This window comes from Streptomyces sp. NBC_00249, from assembly GCF_026342355.1.
Taxonomy (GTDB): domain Bacteria; phylum Actinomycetota; class Actinomycetes; order Streptomycetales; family Streptomycetaceae; genus Streptomyces.
Genome location: NZ_JAPEMV010000003.1, coordinates 431252 through 444881, shown reverse-complemented (window position 1 = coordinate 444881; position 13630 = coordinate 431252). Strand labels below are relative to the sequence as shown.

At 74.3% G+C, this 13630-nt stretch carries 14 protein-coding genes; 8 read left to right on the top strand and 6 right to left on the bottom strand.

Features of this window, described 5'->3' with window-relative positions; translation table 11 throughout:
• Position 1 precedes the first annotated feature (1 nt).
• From OOK31_RS16265 to OOK31_RS16255, 3 genes are all read right to left on the bottom strand, one after another.
• Positions 2-1261: a family 2 encapsulin nanocompartment cargo protein terpene cyclase gene (locus tag OOK31_RS16265; protein WP_267087935.1), complete on the bottom strand. Its 1260-nt coding sequence runs from the start codon at positions 1259-1261 to the stop codon at positions 2-4.
• Positions 1262-1371: 110 nt separating this feature from the next.
• Complete coding sequence (locus tag OOK31_RS16260) at positions 1372-2784, bottom strand: family 2B encapsulin nanocompartment shell protein (RefSeq protein WP_267087934.1); 1413 nt, start codon at positions 2782-2784, stop codon at positions 1372-1374.
• Positions 2785-3058: 274 nt separating this feature from the next.
• A complete protein-coding gene (locus OOK31_RS16255) occupies positions 3059-3400 on the bottom strand; it encodes a DUF3040 domain-containing protein (protein WP_267087933.1) in 342 nt (113 codons plus the stop codon).
• Between the two features lie 414 nt (positions 3401-3814).
• On the opposite strand from OOK31_RS16255, the gene OOK31_RS16250 reads away from it, so the two are divergent.
• Genes OOK31_RS16250 through OOK31_RS16220 form a run of 7 tightly spaced genes read left to right on the top strand, consistent with a single transcriptional unit; the run spans position 3815 to position 8053 of the window.
• Positions 3815-4291: a hypothetical protein gene (locus tag OOK31_RS16250; protein WP_267087932.1), complete on the top strand. Its 477-nt coding sequence runs from the start codon at positions 3815-3817 to the stop codon at positions 4289-4291.
• Entirely contained in the window at positions 4288-4572 is a 285-nt protein-coding gene (locus tag OOK31_RS16245; protein WP_267087931.1) for a monovalent cation/H+ antiporter complex subunit F, read from the top strand. Before OOK31_RS16250 ends, OOK31_RS16245 begins: the two co-directional genes overlap by 4 nt.
• Positions 4572-4871: a monovalent cation/H(+) antiporter subunit G gene (locus tag OOK31_RS16240; RefSeq protein ID WP_267087930.1), complete on the top strand. Its 300-nt coding sequence runs from the start codon at positions 4572-4574 to the stop codon at positions 4869-4871. The genes OOK31_RS16245 and OOK31_RS16240 overlap by 1 nt, the downstream gene beginning before the upstream one ends.
• 4 nt (positions 4872-4875) lie before the next feature.
• The gene (locus OOK31_RS16235; RefSeq protein ID WP_267087929.1) at positions 4876-5151 is read left to right on the top strand and encodes a DUF4040 domain-containing protein; all 276 of its coding nucleotides are present in this window, start codon (positions 4876-4878) and stop codon (positions 5149-5151) included.
• Positions 5148-5924: an MnhB domain-containing protein gene (locus OOK31_RS16230; protein ID WP_267087928.1), complete on the top strand. Its 777-nt coding sequence runs from the start codon at positions 5148-5150 to the stop codon at positions 5922-5924. Before OOK31_RS16235 ends, OOK31_RS16230 begins: the two co-directional genes overlap by 4 nt.
• Complete coding sequence (locus tag OOK31_RS16225; protein ID WP_267087927.1) at positions 5924-6271, top strand: sodium:proton antiporter; 348 nt, start codon at positions 5924-5926, stop codon at positions 6269-6271. The genes OOK31_RS16230 and OOK31_RS16225 overlap by 1 nt, the downstream gene beginning before the upstream one ends.
• 54 nt (positions 6272-6325) lie before the next feature.
• Entirely contained in the window at positions 6326-8053 is a 1728-nt protein-coding gene (locus OOK31_RS16220; protein ID WP_267088301.1) for a complex I subunit 5 family protein, read from the top strand.
• 74 nt (positions 8054-8127) lie between these two features.
• Here the strand turns inward: OOK31_RS16220 and OOK31_RS16215 are convergent, their stop codons facing one another.
• From OOK31_RS16215 to OOK31_RS16205, 3 genes are all read right to left on the bottom strand, one after another.
• Positions 8128-8499 (bottom strand): hypothetical protein, encoded by a 372-nt coding sequence (locus OOK31_RS16215; RefSeq protein WP_267087926.1) that lies wholly within the window; start codon positions 8497-8499, stop codon positions 8128-8130.
• 325 nt (positions 8500-8824) lie between these two features.
• Entirely contained in the window at positions 8825-10012 is a 1188-nt protein-coding gene (locus tag OOK31_RS16210; protein ID WP_267087925.1) for a glutamate--cysteine ligase, read from the bottom strand.
• 131 nt (positions 10013-10143) lie between these two features.
• Complete coding sequence (locus OOK31_RS16205) at positions 10144-10983, bottom strand: class II glutamine amidotransferase (protein WP_267087924.1); 840 nt, start codon at positions 10981-10983, stop codon at positions 10144-10146.
• Between the two features lie 126 nt (positions 10984-11109).
• Here OOK31_RS16205 and OOK31_RS16200 point away from each other — a divergent pair, with 126 nt between their 5' ends.
• Positions 11110-13584, top strand: a complete 2475-nt coding sequence (locus tag OOK31_RS16200; protein ID WP_267087923.1) for a SpoIIE family protein phosphatase — start codon at positions 11110-11112, stop codon at positions 13582-13584.
• Positions 13585-13630: the final 46 nt, after the last annotated feature.

Sequence of the window (13630 nt, the reverse complement as noted above, 5' to 3'; positions counted from 1 at the left end):
TTCACCAGAAGTCGGGCAGGGTGTAGCGATAGGTGTTGGTCATGTGCCAGTAGTGGTTGCCGTCGACCCACACGGCCACGCCCCGCAGGAAGCGCAGCACGGCCGGGACGGGGCAGGAGGCGGCCAGGGCCGCGGCTTCCGCCTCGAAGGCGTGCATGAGGTCGTTGTGGACCTCGACGGCCTTCAGGTAGGCCTCCTTGTCGGACAGGCCGCCCTTCTCGGCGATCACCACGGGCAGGTTCAGGTGCTTGCCGCGGGCACCGAGTTCCTTGGTGTACGAGTAGAGGTCGTTCATGACGGTGGTGGCGTTGCCTGCGAGGGCGATGACCCGCTGCATGGCGGGCAGGGCGTGCAGGTCGGCCGGGAGTTCGTAACCGCCGATGGTGTCGGTGATGGTGGGGCAGGGGCGGAAGTTGTTGAACTGCCGCATGGCCAGGTACTCCGAGACCTGCGGCACGTACTCCGTCTCGGCCCACGCGGCCTCCGCGAGGTAGCCCATGTGCAGGCGGGCCATGTCGTGCCGGTAGCGGTCCGCCTGGGCCGGGGTGGCGAGCCGGACGAAGTGCTCCATCGCGGAGCGGTAGGAGCGCCGCGGGGCGTCGGAGAGAAGCGATTCCTCCCAGGCCGGGGCGTACTCCTCGGTGGTGTGGAGGGGGTCGAGGGCGGAGTGGGCGAGCAGCAGCCGTCCACCCAGACCGACGGGTGAGCCTCCGTGGTCCTCGCAGTACACGTCGTCGACGACGTTCTCGGCGACCATCAGCCGGGTGGCGGCCATGAGGTGGTCGACCGTGGGGGCATCGGGGTGGCAGGCGACCATGTAGCGCGCCACGGAGAAACCGTCGAACTCGTCCTCCCACTCGGGGGGGAAGGCCTGGACCTCGTCCCGCGCCCATGCCTTGATCCGGCGGCTGACCTCCTCGACCCGTACGGGGTCGGGGTCCGGGACCGGGTGGTAGTAGAGGCCCGGGATCGCGGTGCCCTCCGCCGGAGCCGGCAGGGCCGGGACCGGTGGCTCCTGGGGCGCCTCCCGGCGGGCCAGGCGCAAGCTCGCCGTACCCAGACCGCTGGGGCCGCGCAGGATCCGCTCGATGGCGGAGAGCGGTCCGGCCGGGGCCGGTACGGCCGCCTGTACGGGTACGGAGGGGGCGGAGGCCACGGCTTCCACGCCGTGGGCCAGGGCGTCGGCCAGGACGTGGGCGCCGAAGCCGGAGGGGGCGGTCGGCAGGCTCGACTGCAGGGGGGAAAGCCCTGGATCGGGCATCCGTGACTCCTAGATGGGTGGGTGGGCGGACCCGGACCCGGGCGTGCCCGGCCGGCCCGGGAACGTCCGGGCGGTCAGGGCCGTCGGCCCGGTGAGGTCCTCCGGACGCGTCAGTCGCGCCTGCGGGCGATCTGCACGTTCTCCAGCACGCCGAGCGCGTCGGGCACCAGGACGGCGGCGGAGTAGTAGGTGGTGACCAGGTAGGAGATGAGCGCCTGCTCGCTGATGCCCATGAACCGCACCGACAGGCCCGGCTCGTACTCGTCGGGGAGACCGGTCTGGCGCAGCCCGATGACGCCCTGGTTCTCCTCGCCGGTACGCATCGCGATGATCGAGGAGGTGTTCTCCTTGCTGATGGGGATCTTGTTGCAGGGCAGGATCGGAACCCCGCGCCAGGACGGCACCGACTGCCCGCCGACGTCGACGTGGTCCGGGTAGAGCCCGCGGGCGTTGAACTCGCGCCCGACCGCCGCGATGGTCTTCGGGTGCGCGAGGAAGAGCTTGGTACCGCGGCGGCGGCAGAGCAGCTCGTCGAGGTCGTCCGGGGTGGGCGGGCCGGAGTGGGTCTGGATCCGCTGCTTGAAGTCGGCGTTGTGGAGCAGGCCGAACTCCCGGTTGTTGACCAGCTCGTGCTCCTGGCGCTCGCGCAGCGCCTCGATGGTGAGCCTGAGCTGCTCCTCGGTCTGGTTCATCGGCCCGTTGTAGAGGTCCGCGACCCTGGTGTGGACCCGCAGGACGGTCTGCGCTACGGAGAGTTCGTACTCGCGCGGCTTGAGTTCGTAGTCGACGAAGGCGCCGGGCAGTTCGGCCTCGCCCACGTGGCCGGCGGACATCGCGATCTCGGCCTCGCCGTGACGGTTCTGCCGCTGGGCGGGGAGCGTGCTGAAGTGCCGGATGTGCTCCTGGAGGGTCGGCGCGGTGGCCACCAGGGCGGCGAAGTCGGCGCGGGAGAGGGTGAGCAGGGTTCCGGAGGTCTCGGCGGTGGCGGTGTAGTCCCAGGTGGCGTCGGCGTCGAGGAGGGCGTTCTCGCCGAAGCGGTCACCGTCGGCGAGCGTGGCGACCGCCACCTCGTCGCCGTACTTGCCCACGGAGGTCTGGCCGATCCGGCCGTGGGCGATCAGGTGGATCTGCTCGGCCGGGTTGCCGCGTTCGACCAGCACCTCGCCGACGCGGAAATCGCGCTGGACGCAGCGGCCTGCGAGCGCGGTGAGCACCTCGTCGTCCTCGAAGCCGCGCAGCAGGGCCAGTTCGCCGAGTTCGCGGGGGATGACCCGGACCGTGGCGCCGTCCTGGATGAACTCGACGCGCCCGTCGCCGACGGTGTACGTGAGCCGGCGGTTCACCCGGTAGGCACCGCCCTTGGTCTCCACCCAGGGAAGCATCCGCAGCAGCCAGCGGGAGGTGATCTCCTGCATCTGCGGGGCGGACTTGGTCGTGGTGGAGAGGTTGCGGGCGGCCGCCGTACTCAGACTGGACTGCTGCCTCGGCTCCAGCTGGGATTCCTGGCTGGTCTCAACGGTCATCGGGCGAACGCTCCTTCGGCACAGCGATGGCGGCGACATATGCGCACGTCAGGGGTATAGAGGAAATAGCTGGGCGAACAACGGGAATCCGTCCAGATCCTCGGGAACACTAACGGCCACGGAGCGCGCCCCACCAAGACAAGCCGCCACCGTTAATTCGATGCAGTGATCTTGAGCTGTACGGGGTTTACGGAGGCGATCGAATGGATCCGGCCTGGCCGGGAGCCCTTTGGCGCAAAGAGGAGCCCCGCCCCCACGCCTGTGGCTCCTTCGGTCAGGGCCCGCCTCCGCGGGAACCGGGCGGCTCCTGGCCGAGCCACCTGCGGACCAGGAGGGCGAGCACGGCGAGCGTGGCGGCGTAGACGACGACGAAGGCCCAGATCAACGCGGGTGCCGACGTGGCGGCGGCGGACACGAGGAGGCCCAGGCTCAGCAGCACCATGGACCGCGCGAGGGCCGGCAGGCGGCTCCGTCCGGCACCGTCCGGCGCCGGGCAGGAGCAGAAGAGGCACGACTCGGCCACGATCCGGCGCTCGAACGCGGGGTCCCGGCGCAGGACGCGCTCGATGTCCGCGAGGGTCTTCCTCTCCCGGCGGGAGAGCTCTCGCCCCTGCATGACCACCCCCTTCCGCGGCGGTGGACGGCGGCTCGCCCGAGGCCTACCCGCTCACGGGTCCCTGATGCCGCCCGGTCCCGGGTTTGAACGGCCCGGCGCCGAGCAGGCGCCCCGTGCGACCCGAGGACAGGAGGGATGCGCCATGGCCGGGGACGAGCCGGTACCCGGCCGGCACCGCGGGGCGGACGGCGAGACGCGCAGGACCGTGTGGGTGGCCCTCGCCGCGGTCGGCACCTTGAGCGCCGCTCCGGCGCGGCGGGCGGTCGCCGTCGTGACCTCCTGCCGCCCCGCCGGACGCCGCGGGGGTCTTGCTCCAGGCGGGTGGGATCCCCCGCGTCAGGGGGTGCGGACGGGCGTCGGGCGTCCGCCGGGTGCGGAGAATCGGGGGTCCGTGGCGCGGGAAAGGGGAGGCGAGTGGCGGCGACCCTGTGGTTCCTGGCGTGGTGGACGGGGCTCACCGGCCTGACCCTGGTGCTCGTCAGCGTGCCGGGGCCCGTCGAGGTGGCCGTGGCCGGCGCGGTGGCGGCGGGTGCGGCCGGGCTCGCCCACCGGATGCGGCACGTGGCCGCGGTGCGGCCGCGCGGGACCGAGGGGCTCCTACGGGCCCTCGTACTGCTCCTGCCCGCCGCGCTCGGCGGCTGCGCGGCCCTGACCCGGGCCCTCGCGGGCGGGGCGGGCCGGGGAGAGCTGCGCCGGGTCCGGCTCCGGGAGGGCGCCGACCCGGGCTGGGCCGCGCTCCTGCTGGGGTGGTCGGCCGACACCTGCGTGGTCGACGTCCCCGACGGCCCGGACCCGGACGTCGTCCTGCACACCCTGCGCTGCGGCCGTGGCGGGCGCGGGCCCCTGGAACGGGTGCTGGTCCGCCGTCCGGAAGCGGAGGGCGAGCGGTGAACGCCTGGTCGGCGGCCGCGCTGGTGCTCCTCGCCGTGGGCTTCCCGGCGGCCCTGTGGGGCGCCGCCCTGGGCAGCCCGGTGCACCGCCTCGCCGGGCTCTGCCTGGCCGGGACGGTGACCGGCGCGGTCCTCCTCGTCCTGCCGATGGCCTTCGCCAGATCCTCCTACCAGGACCTGGCGCTGGTCCTGGCCGTCCTCTCACCGGCCGGCGTGCTCGTCTTCACCCGTTTCGTGGGCGGCCCCGAGGGCGGCCCCCCGGCGGGCGAGGAGGTGCGCTGATGGCGGCCGGTCACCTCGTGGCGCTCGTCCTGCTGTGGGCCGGGGTCGGCGGGGTCCTGCTGTCCGCCGTGGGACTGGTGCGGCTGCGCGGCCGTCTCACGCGGCTGCACGCGCTGGCCCCGGGCAACGGAGTGGGCGTCCTGGCGATCGCCGTCTCCGTGGCGGTGGAACAGGGCGCGGGCCGGGCGGCCGTGAAGACGCTGTTCATCGGGGTGCTGCTGGCGCTCGGCGGGACCGTGGGCACGGTCGCGGTCGGGAAGGCCGCCCTGGAGGAGAGCGGGGTGGGTTCCCGTCGCTGACGCGATGACCGTCCTGTGCCTGCTGCTGGTGGTGGCCGCCGCGACCGTGGCGGTCCTGTGCCGCGAGCCGGTCCGGCAGGCCGCCGTGCTCGCCCTGCTGGGCCTGCTGCTGGCGGTCCTGTTCACGGTGCTCCAGGCGCCCGACGTGGCCCTGTCCCAGCTCGCGGTCGGTACGGCGCTCACACCGCTGCTGATCCTGCTCACCGCCCGCAAGGTCCGCCGCGGCCCCGCGCCGGAACCGGAGCGGGAGCCGGAGCCGGAGCGGGAGGGCGGCGTGTGAGGGACCGTACGCGGCTGCTCCTGTTCGTCCCCGCGGCGACCGTGCTCGCGGGGTTCCTCGTCGCCGCGGCCGTGCGGCTGCCGCCGTTCGGCACCCGGAGCCACCCCTACGGCGACCGGGCGGTGGCCGCCGCGCTGGCCCGCCGTACGGCCAACGCGGTCGCCTCCGTCAACTTCGACCTGCGGGCCCTCGACACGCTCGTCGAGCAGTCGGTGCTCTTCGCGGCGGTCCTCGGGTCCACCCTCCTGCTCCGGCTGGCCCGCGACGAGGAGCGCGGCCGGCCCCGGTCGGAACGCGCCCTGCCCGGCACCGTGCTGTTCGGGCTCCTGCTGCTGCCCGTGGCCCTGGTCGTCGGCGGGTACCTCGTCGCGCACGGGCAGCTGTCCCCCGGCGGCGGGTTCCAGGGCGGCGTGGTGCTGGCCACCTCCCTGCACCTGGCGTACCTCGCGGCCGACTACTGGGCCCTGGAACAGGTCCGCCCGCTCGCCGTCCTCGACGTCGCGGACGCGCTGGCCACCCTGTCGTTCACGCTGATGGGGCTGGCGGGGCTGGTGGTGGGCGGGGCCTTCCTGCGGAACGTGCTGCCGCTGGGCACCTTCGGCGAGATCACCTCCGGCGGGTTCGTCCCGCTCCTCAACGTGGCCGTGGGCGTGGAGGTGGGGTCGGGGCTGATCGTGCTCCTCGCCCATTTCCTCGACCAGGCCGTGGAGGTCACCGCCCCCGGGGACCCGGCGGGCGGCCCGCGCTCCATCGAAGGGACGGACGGGACGTGATGGCCACCCTGCCGTTCCTCGCCGCCGGATGGCTGCTGCTGGCCGGCCTGTACGGGCTCGTGACCAGCAGGAACCTCATCCACGCCATCGGCTGCCTGACCGTCGCCCAGTCCTCCACCTACCTGATGCTCCTCGGCGTCGGCTACCGGCGCGGCGGCACCGCCCCCGTGTTCGGCGACCTCGCCCCGGGCAGCCGCCCCGTGGTCGACCCGGTCGTCCAGGCGCTGGCCCTGACCGACGTCGTCGTCGGTGCCACGGTCACCGCGCTGCTGCTCGCCCTCACCATCCAGCTGCGCAAACGGCACGGCACCGTCGACCCCCAGGCGCTGACCGCGCTGCGGGGCTGAGCCGTGCCGGACACCGCCCGGGCGCTGCTGCCGCTGGCCATCGTCATCCCCCTGATGGGCGCGGCGCTGCTGGCCGCGGCGGGCCGCCGGCTGCCGCGGCTCGGCTGCGACGTCCTCGCCACGCTCACCGCCACCGCCGACCTCGGCTGCCTCGTACTGCTCTGGCCGCACGCCCGCGACGGGGCCACGGTGCGGGTCGGCGGTCTTCCCGCGGACCTCGGCATCGTCCTGGTCGCCGACCCGATCGGCACCGGGCTGGCGCTGCTCGCCTCCGTCCTGGTCCTGGCCGTACTCGTCTACTCCTGGCGGTACTTCGACGAGCCGTCCGGGGAGCGGGCGGGCGTCTTCCCCGCGCTGCTCCTCCTCTTCGAGGCGGGCATGACCGGCTTCGCGCTGACCGGCGACCTGTTCGACGCGTTCGTCTTCTTCGAGCTCATGAGCGTGGCCGCGTACGCGCTCACCGGTTTCCGCATCGAGGACCCCCGGCCGCTGCAGGGCGCGCTGACCTTCGCGGTCGTCACCTCCTTCGCCGCCTACTGCTCCCTGCTGGGCATCACCCTGCTCTACGCCCGCACCGGCGAGCTGGGCCTGTCCCGCATCGGGGAGCGGCTGGCCGGGCGGCCGCCGGACCTGCTGGTCGTCGTCGCCTTCGTCCTCGTCGTGACCGCACTGCTGGTGAAGGCGGCGGTGGTTCCCTTCCACTTCTGGCTGCCGGACGCCCACGCCGTCGCGCCGACCCCCGTGTGCATGCTCATGTCGGGGGTGATGGTGGAGCTCGGTCTGTACGGGACGGCGCGCGTCTACTGGACGGTCTTCGCGGGGCCGGGCGGCATCCCCCACGACGCCTTCCGCGCCACCTTCGCGGGCCTGGGCCTGATCACGGCGCTGCTCGGCGCGCTCATGTGCTGGCAGCAGCGACACCTGAAGCGGATGCTCGCCTTCTCCACGATCGGACACGCCGGGCTGTTCCTGGTGGGGATCGCCCTCCTCACGCCGGAAGGCCTCACGGGCACCGCCGTCTACGTCGCCGGGCACGGCTGTGTGAAGGCGGCCCTGTTCGGGCTGAGCGGGGTCCTGCTGGCGCAGTACGGCTCGGTGGACGAACACGGCCTCTACGGGCGGGCGCGCGGGCACCGGACCGTCGGGGCGCTGTTCGTCCTCGGGGCGCTGGTGCTCGCCGGGCTGCCGCCCTTCGGGAGCGGGCTGGGCAAGGCGCTCGGCGAGGAGGACTCCGGGGCCCTGGCGGCGGCGCTGTACGTGGTGACCTCCGCCGTCACGGGCGGGGCGGTGCTGCGGGCGGGCGCGCGGATCTTCTGGGGTGCGGGCCCGCGGCCGGCCGAGCGGCCGCAGGACGCCGGCATCAGCGGCGAGGGCGAGGAGCCCGAGGTCCGCTCGCCCGAGGGCCGGCCCCCCTGGCCGATGGTCGCCGTACCGGCGGCGCTGCTCGTCCTGTGCCTGCTGGCCGGGGTCGTACCGGGGGTGGCCGGGAGCCTGGAACGCGGCGCCGAGCTGTTCACCGGCCACCCGGGACGGGGCCCGGGTGGCGGATCCGGGCCGGGGTGGACTCCCGAGGGGGTGGCTCTGGGCATGCTGTCTGCGGCGCTGGCCTGCCTGCTGGCGGGCTCCGCCCTGTTCCTCCGCGGCGGGGAGCCCCTACGCCGCTCCGCAGCGGCCGCGCTGCGCCCGCTGCGGCGCCTGCATTCGGGGCTGCTCGGCGACAACCTGGCCTGGCTCACGGTGGGCATGGCCGCCCTGTGCGTGGCGGTGGCCCTGCGCGTCTAGGCCGGAAGCGACGGCCAACGCGGCGAGGTGCGGTGCCGGGCGGCGCGGGCCAGGCAAGATCCGGAAGAGACGGCCTAGAGCTGGTCCTCCATGCCGATGGCCTTCTCCAGGTCGCGGCGGGCGGTGCCCGGCTCGCCGCGCTGTTGTTCCAGCATGGCGGCGGCGATGGCGTCGAGCTTGCGCTGGATCGCGTGTTCCGCGCGCCGTTCCGCGTTCTTCAGGAGGGCCAGCAGGAGGAGGGAGACCGCTGCCATGGCATCGCCGGCGAGGTGCTGCCAGCTCGTGGAGAGCCCGGCCAGGTGGACGGCCACGAAGCCCGCCACGAGGGCCACGCAGAGGGCGGAGAAACCGGCCGAGCTCGTGAAGTTCGACGCGAGCTCGGCCAGCTTCTCGAAGCGGCCGATCCGCCCGTCCCCGTGCTTCTCCGCGGGGTGCTCGAGGCTCATGCCGGATGCACCGTCCTCAGTCCGGGGGTTCCGGCACCACGGGCCGCTCGGTCGGTGAGGGCTCGGCGGGAACCGTTCGGGGGTCGCGGGGTTTGGGGCCGGGGCCGGGGCCGGGGCCGGAGGGCTGCGGGGCGGAGGGCTGCGGATCCCGGGGGACCGGGTCCGGCCTTCCCGGTGTGCGGCCGGGGCCGTCGGGTTGCGGCTCGGTGGTCCGGTCGATGGCTGTCACCTGGGGTTCCTTTCCGTGCCGTGCGGGGTGTCGGGGACCGTGCGGGCCCCCCCGCGTACCCTCGGCGCCTGCCCCGTCGCGGGCGCCTCAAGCGCGTCAGGCTTCGGCGACGGTCTCCGCGAGGCTGTCCACCACGTCGCTGAGCCGGCCGCGCCGGCGGTGGGCGGAGCGTTGCCGGGCCGCACCGTGGCCTTCGGTCCGTACCCGGTCGAGCAGGGCGTCGGTGCGGGAGAGGTCTCCCGAGGCGGCGAGCCCCGGGGCGGCGCGGGTCCGCAGCCGGCGGAGCAGGTCCCAGCCCCGTACGGGCACCCCGCTCACCGGGTCCAGCCCGTCGCCGTCCAGGCCGTACGCCGCCGCGCGCCGGTGGGCTTCGCGCAGCCGCGCGGAGGCCAGGGCGGGGCCGGGGGTGCCGTCGTCCGCCTCGGCGCGCAGGGTGGCGGCGAGTCCCCGTACGAGGAGGGCCAGGAGCACGACGGTGTCGATCCGGGCGTTCACGTCGGCGACGCGGATCTCCAGGGTCGGCACGTGCTCGGAGGGGCGCGCGTACCAGTAGATCATCCGCCGGTCGAGGATGGTTCCGCTGCGGACGAGGGTGTCGGCCATCCGCTCGTACGCCTCCTCGTCGAGGACGGGGGCGGGGCCCACGGTGGGCCAGCGGGCGTGCTCGACCGCGCGCCAGCTCGCGTACCCGGTGTCCCGGCCCCGGTCGAAGGGGGAGTTGGCCGCGAGTGCCTGCAGGGTGGGCAGCCACGGGCGCATCCCGTTGGCGAGCGCCAGGGCCTCCGCGCGGCCGCTCACCCCGATGTGGACGTGGCATCCGCACACCGCCCGGTCGTAGTCGCCGAGGACGTACGCGAACTGCCGGGCCATACGCCGGTAGCGTTCGTCGGGGGTGACGGACAGCGGAACCTGCGGCGGTACGACGGGAGTTCCGGCGGCCAGCAGCAGGCAGTCCTCCTCGGCCGCGGCGGACACCACCTCGGCGCGCAGCCGGGCCAGCTGCGCTCTGAGCAGGGCCGGGCTGCGGGTCGGGCTGGTGCACACCTCCACCTGGGCGGTGAAGAACTCCGGCTGGACCAGCGGGCCCAGCGTGCGCGAGGCGGCGGCGATGACGCGCGGTCCACGGCCCACCGGGGCCCGGCTGCGGCGGTCGACGAGCAGGAACTCCTCCTCGACCCCCATCGTCAGCGCCGCCGCGCGGCCGGGGCCGGGCCCGTCCGGCGCGGCGGACGGGCGGGCCGCGGCCTCACGGTCGGCGGCCGCCCGGGATACGGTCAGTGACATCACGGAGCCCCTCCGTCGTTCGGGGGCCGGCCGCCTGGACGGACCGCCCGCCGGCGGGGCGGTCGACGGCGTGCGCGGCCGGCTGAGGGGCGCCTACCCGCCGGACCGCCGCTCACGCCGTGCTCCTGGTGTCAGGGGATTTCGGGGACGAAGGGGAGGTAGTCCGCGCCGGGAGCGGCGGGCACCACCGCGTAGGTGGCCTCGGGGAGTTCGTTCCACACGCCGGGCAGGTCCCCCAGCGGCTCGGAGACCACGATGCGGGACTCCTCGGAGATCTCGCGGAGGTAGTCGACCTCCGGGTGGAGGTGGCGGACGGTCTCGGCGCGGCTGCTGTAGAAGAGCGAGCGGGACGCGCCCTGGCTGGAGTAGCGGAAGGCCCAGACCTGCTCGCCGTCACTGACCGCGACGGTCATCTGGAGCGGCTCGGGGACGCCGTGCTCCTTGCCGACCCGCTCCACGAGGCCCGCCATGCGGGCGACCGCGCCCGGGACGTCCTGGTCGAGCCCGAGGGTGACCGCGAGGTAGAACATCACCTCGGAGTCGGTGGACCCCTCGATGGACGGGAAGAGCGCCGGGTCGACGGCGAGGCAGAGGTCCCGCTGCAACCGCTGGAAGTCCGCGATGGACCCGTTGTGCATCCACAGCCAGCGGCCGTGGCGGAAGGGGTGGCAGTTGGTCTGCTGGACGGCCGAGCCCGTCGAGGCGCGGACGTGCGCGAAGAACAGCGTTGAGCGGACGTGCGCGGCGAGTTCGCGCAGGTTGCGGTTGTTCCAGGCCGGTGCGATGTCGCGGAAGACCGCCGGTGTGCCGTCACCGTTGCCGCTGTACCAGCCGATGCCGAAGCCGTCGCCGTTGGTGGTCTCCACTCCCATCCGGGCGTGGAGGCTCTGGTTGATGAGGGAGTGCTCCGGACGGTAGAGCACGACGTCGAGCAGCATGGGCGAACCCGAGTAGGCGAGCCAGCGGCACATGCGCACCATCCCCTCAGCTGCGGCCTCCTCCGAGCCTAACCCCGCCGGCGGGACCGCTCCCGCGCACCGGGAGAGCCGCCCGGGCCGGGCGGCGCGCGCGGGGGTCGGACGTGCCATGCTCGAGGGGTGAAGGGCGATGCCGCTCCTGCGGGTGAGGGCGCCGCACCCGATGTGCTGGCGCTCGCCAAGGTGGTGGCCAGGCTGCGGTCGGAGATCGTGGACCTGGAGGGTGTCGCCGCGACCACGGCCGTGGTCGAACGGGCCAAGGGCGTCCTGATGGCTCAGGCGGGACTCTCCGCCGACACGGCCTACGAGACGCTCCTCGACCGCGCCCACCAGCGGGGCCGCAGCCTCCTGGAGGAGTGCTGGATCACCCTGGGCCGGGTCCGCACGGGCCCGCCGCCCGTGACCGCCTCCCCGCCCGTGACCGGCACCGACCGCGCGGGCGGTCCGGCGGGGAAGCCGGTCTCCTCGGTCTCCTCGGCCTTCAGCGCCCAGCGGTACCTGCTCCCCCGCACCGACGGCGGGGCCGCCTGGCGTCCGCTCCTGGCCCGGCTCGCCGAGGGACTGGCGTCGGTGGACGGCGGCGACGGGATCGCGGAGCTGCTGCTGAAGGTGTTCGGCGGGGACGTCGGCGTGGACGCCGTGATGATCTACTCGCTGACCGCCGCCGGAAGCCTGGAGCTGACCGGCAGCGCCGGGATCGACGCGTCCCTGGCCGGGCAGTGGCGCCACGTCCCCCCGCTCAGCGGTGTCGCCGCCCACGAGGCGATCGCCGGCCGCCGCGCCCTGTGGCTGGAGGACCCGGAGAAGGACGCCCGCCGGTACCTGCTGATCGGGGATCCGCCGGAGCGCTGGCTCTCGCGCGCCTGGCTCCCCGTACCCGACGGCGCGTACCCGACGACGGCCATCGGCTTCCTGCGGACCGGGCCGGGCCCCTTCCCGGCCGACACGCGGGCCCTGCTGCGCCGGGCGGCCCGGCTGTGCGCGGGCCCGCTGGGCACCCCGGAGCGGGCCCGCGGCGTCGACGCCGGGGCTGCGGGTGAGGCCGACGTGACGTCGGTGCAGCGGATCCTGGACGCGCTGTCCGGGTCGGCGATCCTGCTGACCCCCCTGCGCTCCCCGGCGCACGAGGTGGAGGACTACCGCATCGACGCGGCGGCGCCCGAGTCGGTGGACGTGGCCGGGCGGCGCGGGAAGGAGCTCGTGGGCCGGCGGATCCTGGAGACGTACCCGACCGTGGCGGGCACCGCGCTGTGGGACGGCTACCTGGAGACGCTGACGACGGGGACCGGGTACGAGGGTGAGCCCTTCACCTACGAGGAGGTCGTCGCGGGCGTCCCACGTCAGTCCGTCTACTCGGTCCGGGCGTCCCGGCTGGGCGACCGGCTGGTCGTGTCCTGGATCCGCCACGACACCGACGAGCGCGAGGCGCGGCGGCTCGCCGACATGCAGCGGCTGGGCAACCTCGGGTGGGCGGCCTGGAACCTGGCGACGGACACCATCACCTGGTCCGACCAGGTCTACGCCATCTTCGACCGCGATCCCGCCGACGGGCCGATGCCCCTGGAGGAACTGCCGCGGCACCTCCTCCCCGACGACCTGCCCAGGCTGGGGGCGGCCGTCCAGCGGCTCCTGGGCGAGGGCGAGGCCGTCGACCAGCCGTTCCGGATCAGCACCGCGCTCGGTGTGCGGCACCTGCGGATCGTCGCCGAGGCCCGTACGGACGCCGACGGCACCCCGGTCGAGGTGCACGGCTTCTTCCAGGACGTCACCGCGCAGCGCGGCGCCGAACTCGCCCTGCGCGAGAGCGAGCGCGCCATGCTCCTCCAGCGCGGCGCCCTCCAGGCCGAACGTGCGCTGGCCGCACGCCTCCAGGACACCCTGCTGCCGATCCCCGAGCAGTCCCTGGAACTGGCCGACCTGTGCATCGACGTCGCCTACGTCCCCGCCGACAGCGGGGTCAACGTCGGCGGGGACTGGTACAGCGCGATCGAACTGCCCGACGGGAGCGCCCTGTTCGTCGTCGGGGACGTGGCCGGTCACGGCCTGGCCGCCGTGGGCACCATGGCGCAGCTGCGGTTCACCACGAAGGGCATGACGGTCACCGGGTCGGCGCTCCCCGACGTGCTGCGCCGGCTCAACACCCTCCTGCTCCACACCGCTTCGGACCAGTCGTCCGGCGGCACCGCGACCATGGTCATGGGCCGCTACCAGCCGTGGGACCAGCGCCTGGTCTGGGTACGGGCGGGGCACCTGCCGCCGTTGCTGGTCCGCGGCGAGGAGGCGGTCTTCCTCGACCAGCCCCACGGCCCCCTGCTCGGCGCCACCTTCGACGCCTCCTACGCACAGGCCGTCATCGACCTGCTGCCCGGCGACCACCTGCTGCTCTACACCGACGGACTCGTGGAGGAACCGGGCGAGGACATCGACGTGGGCCTCGCCCGGCTCACCGCGGCCACCCTGCACCTCCTGCGCGAGGGCCGCGGCGAGACCCTCGCACGGACCCTCGCCGCGCTGCGCCCCGGCAACCGCGACGACATCTGCGTCCTGGACATCCACGTCCCGGACGACGCCCCGCGGCCCGTCGGCCAGGCCTAGTGCTGTGGCCGGAAAGGTTTGCCGGGGCGCGGTGTCCGGTGCATGG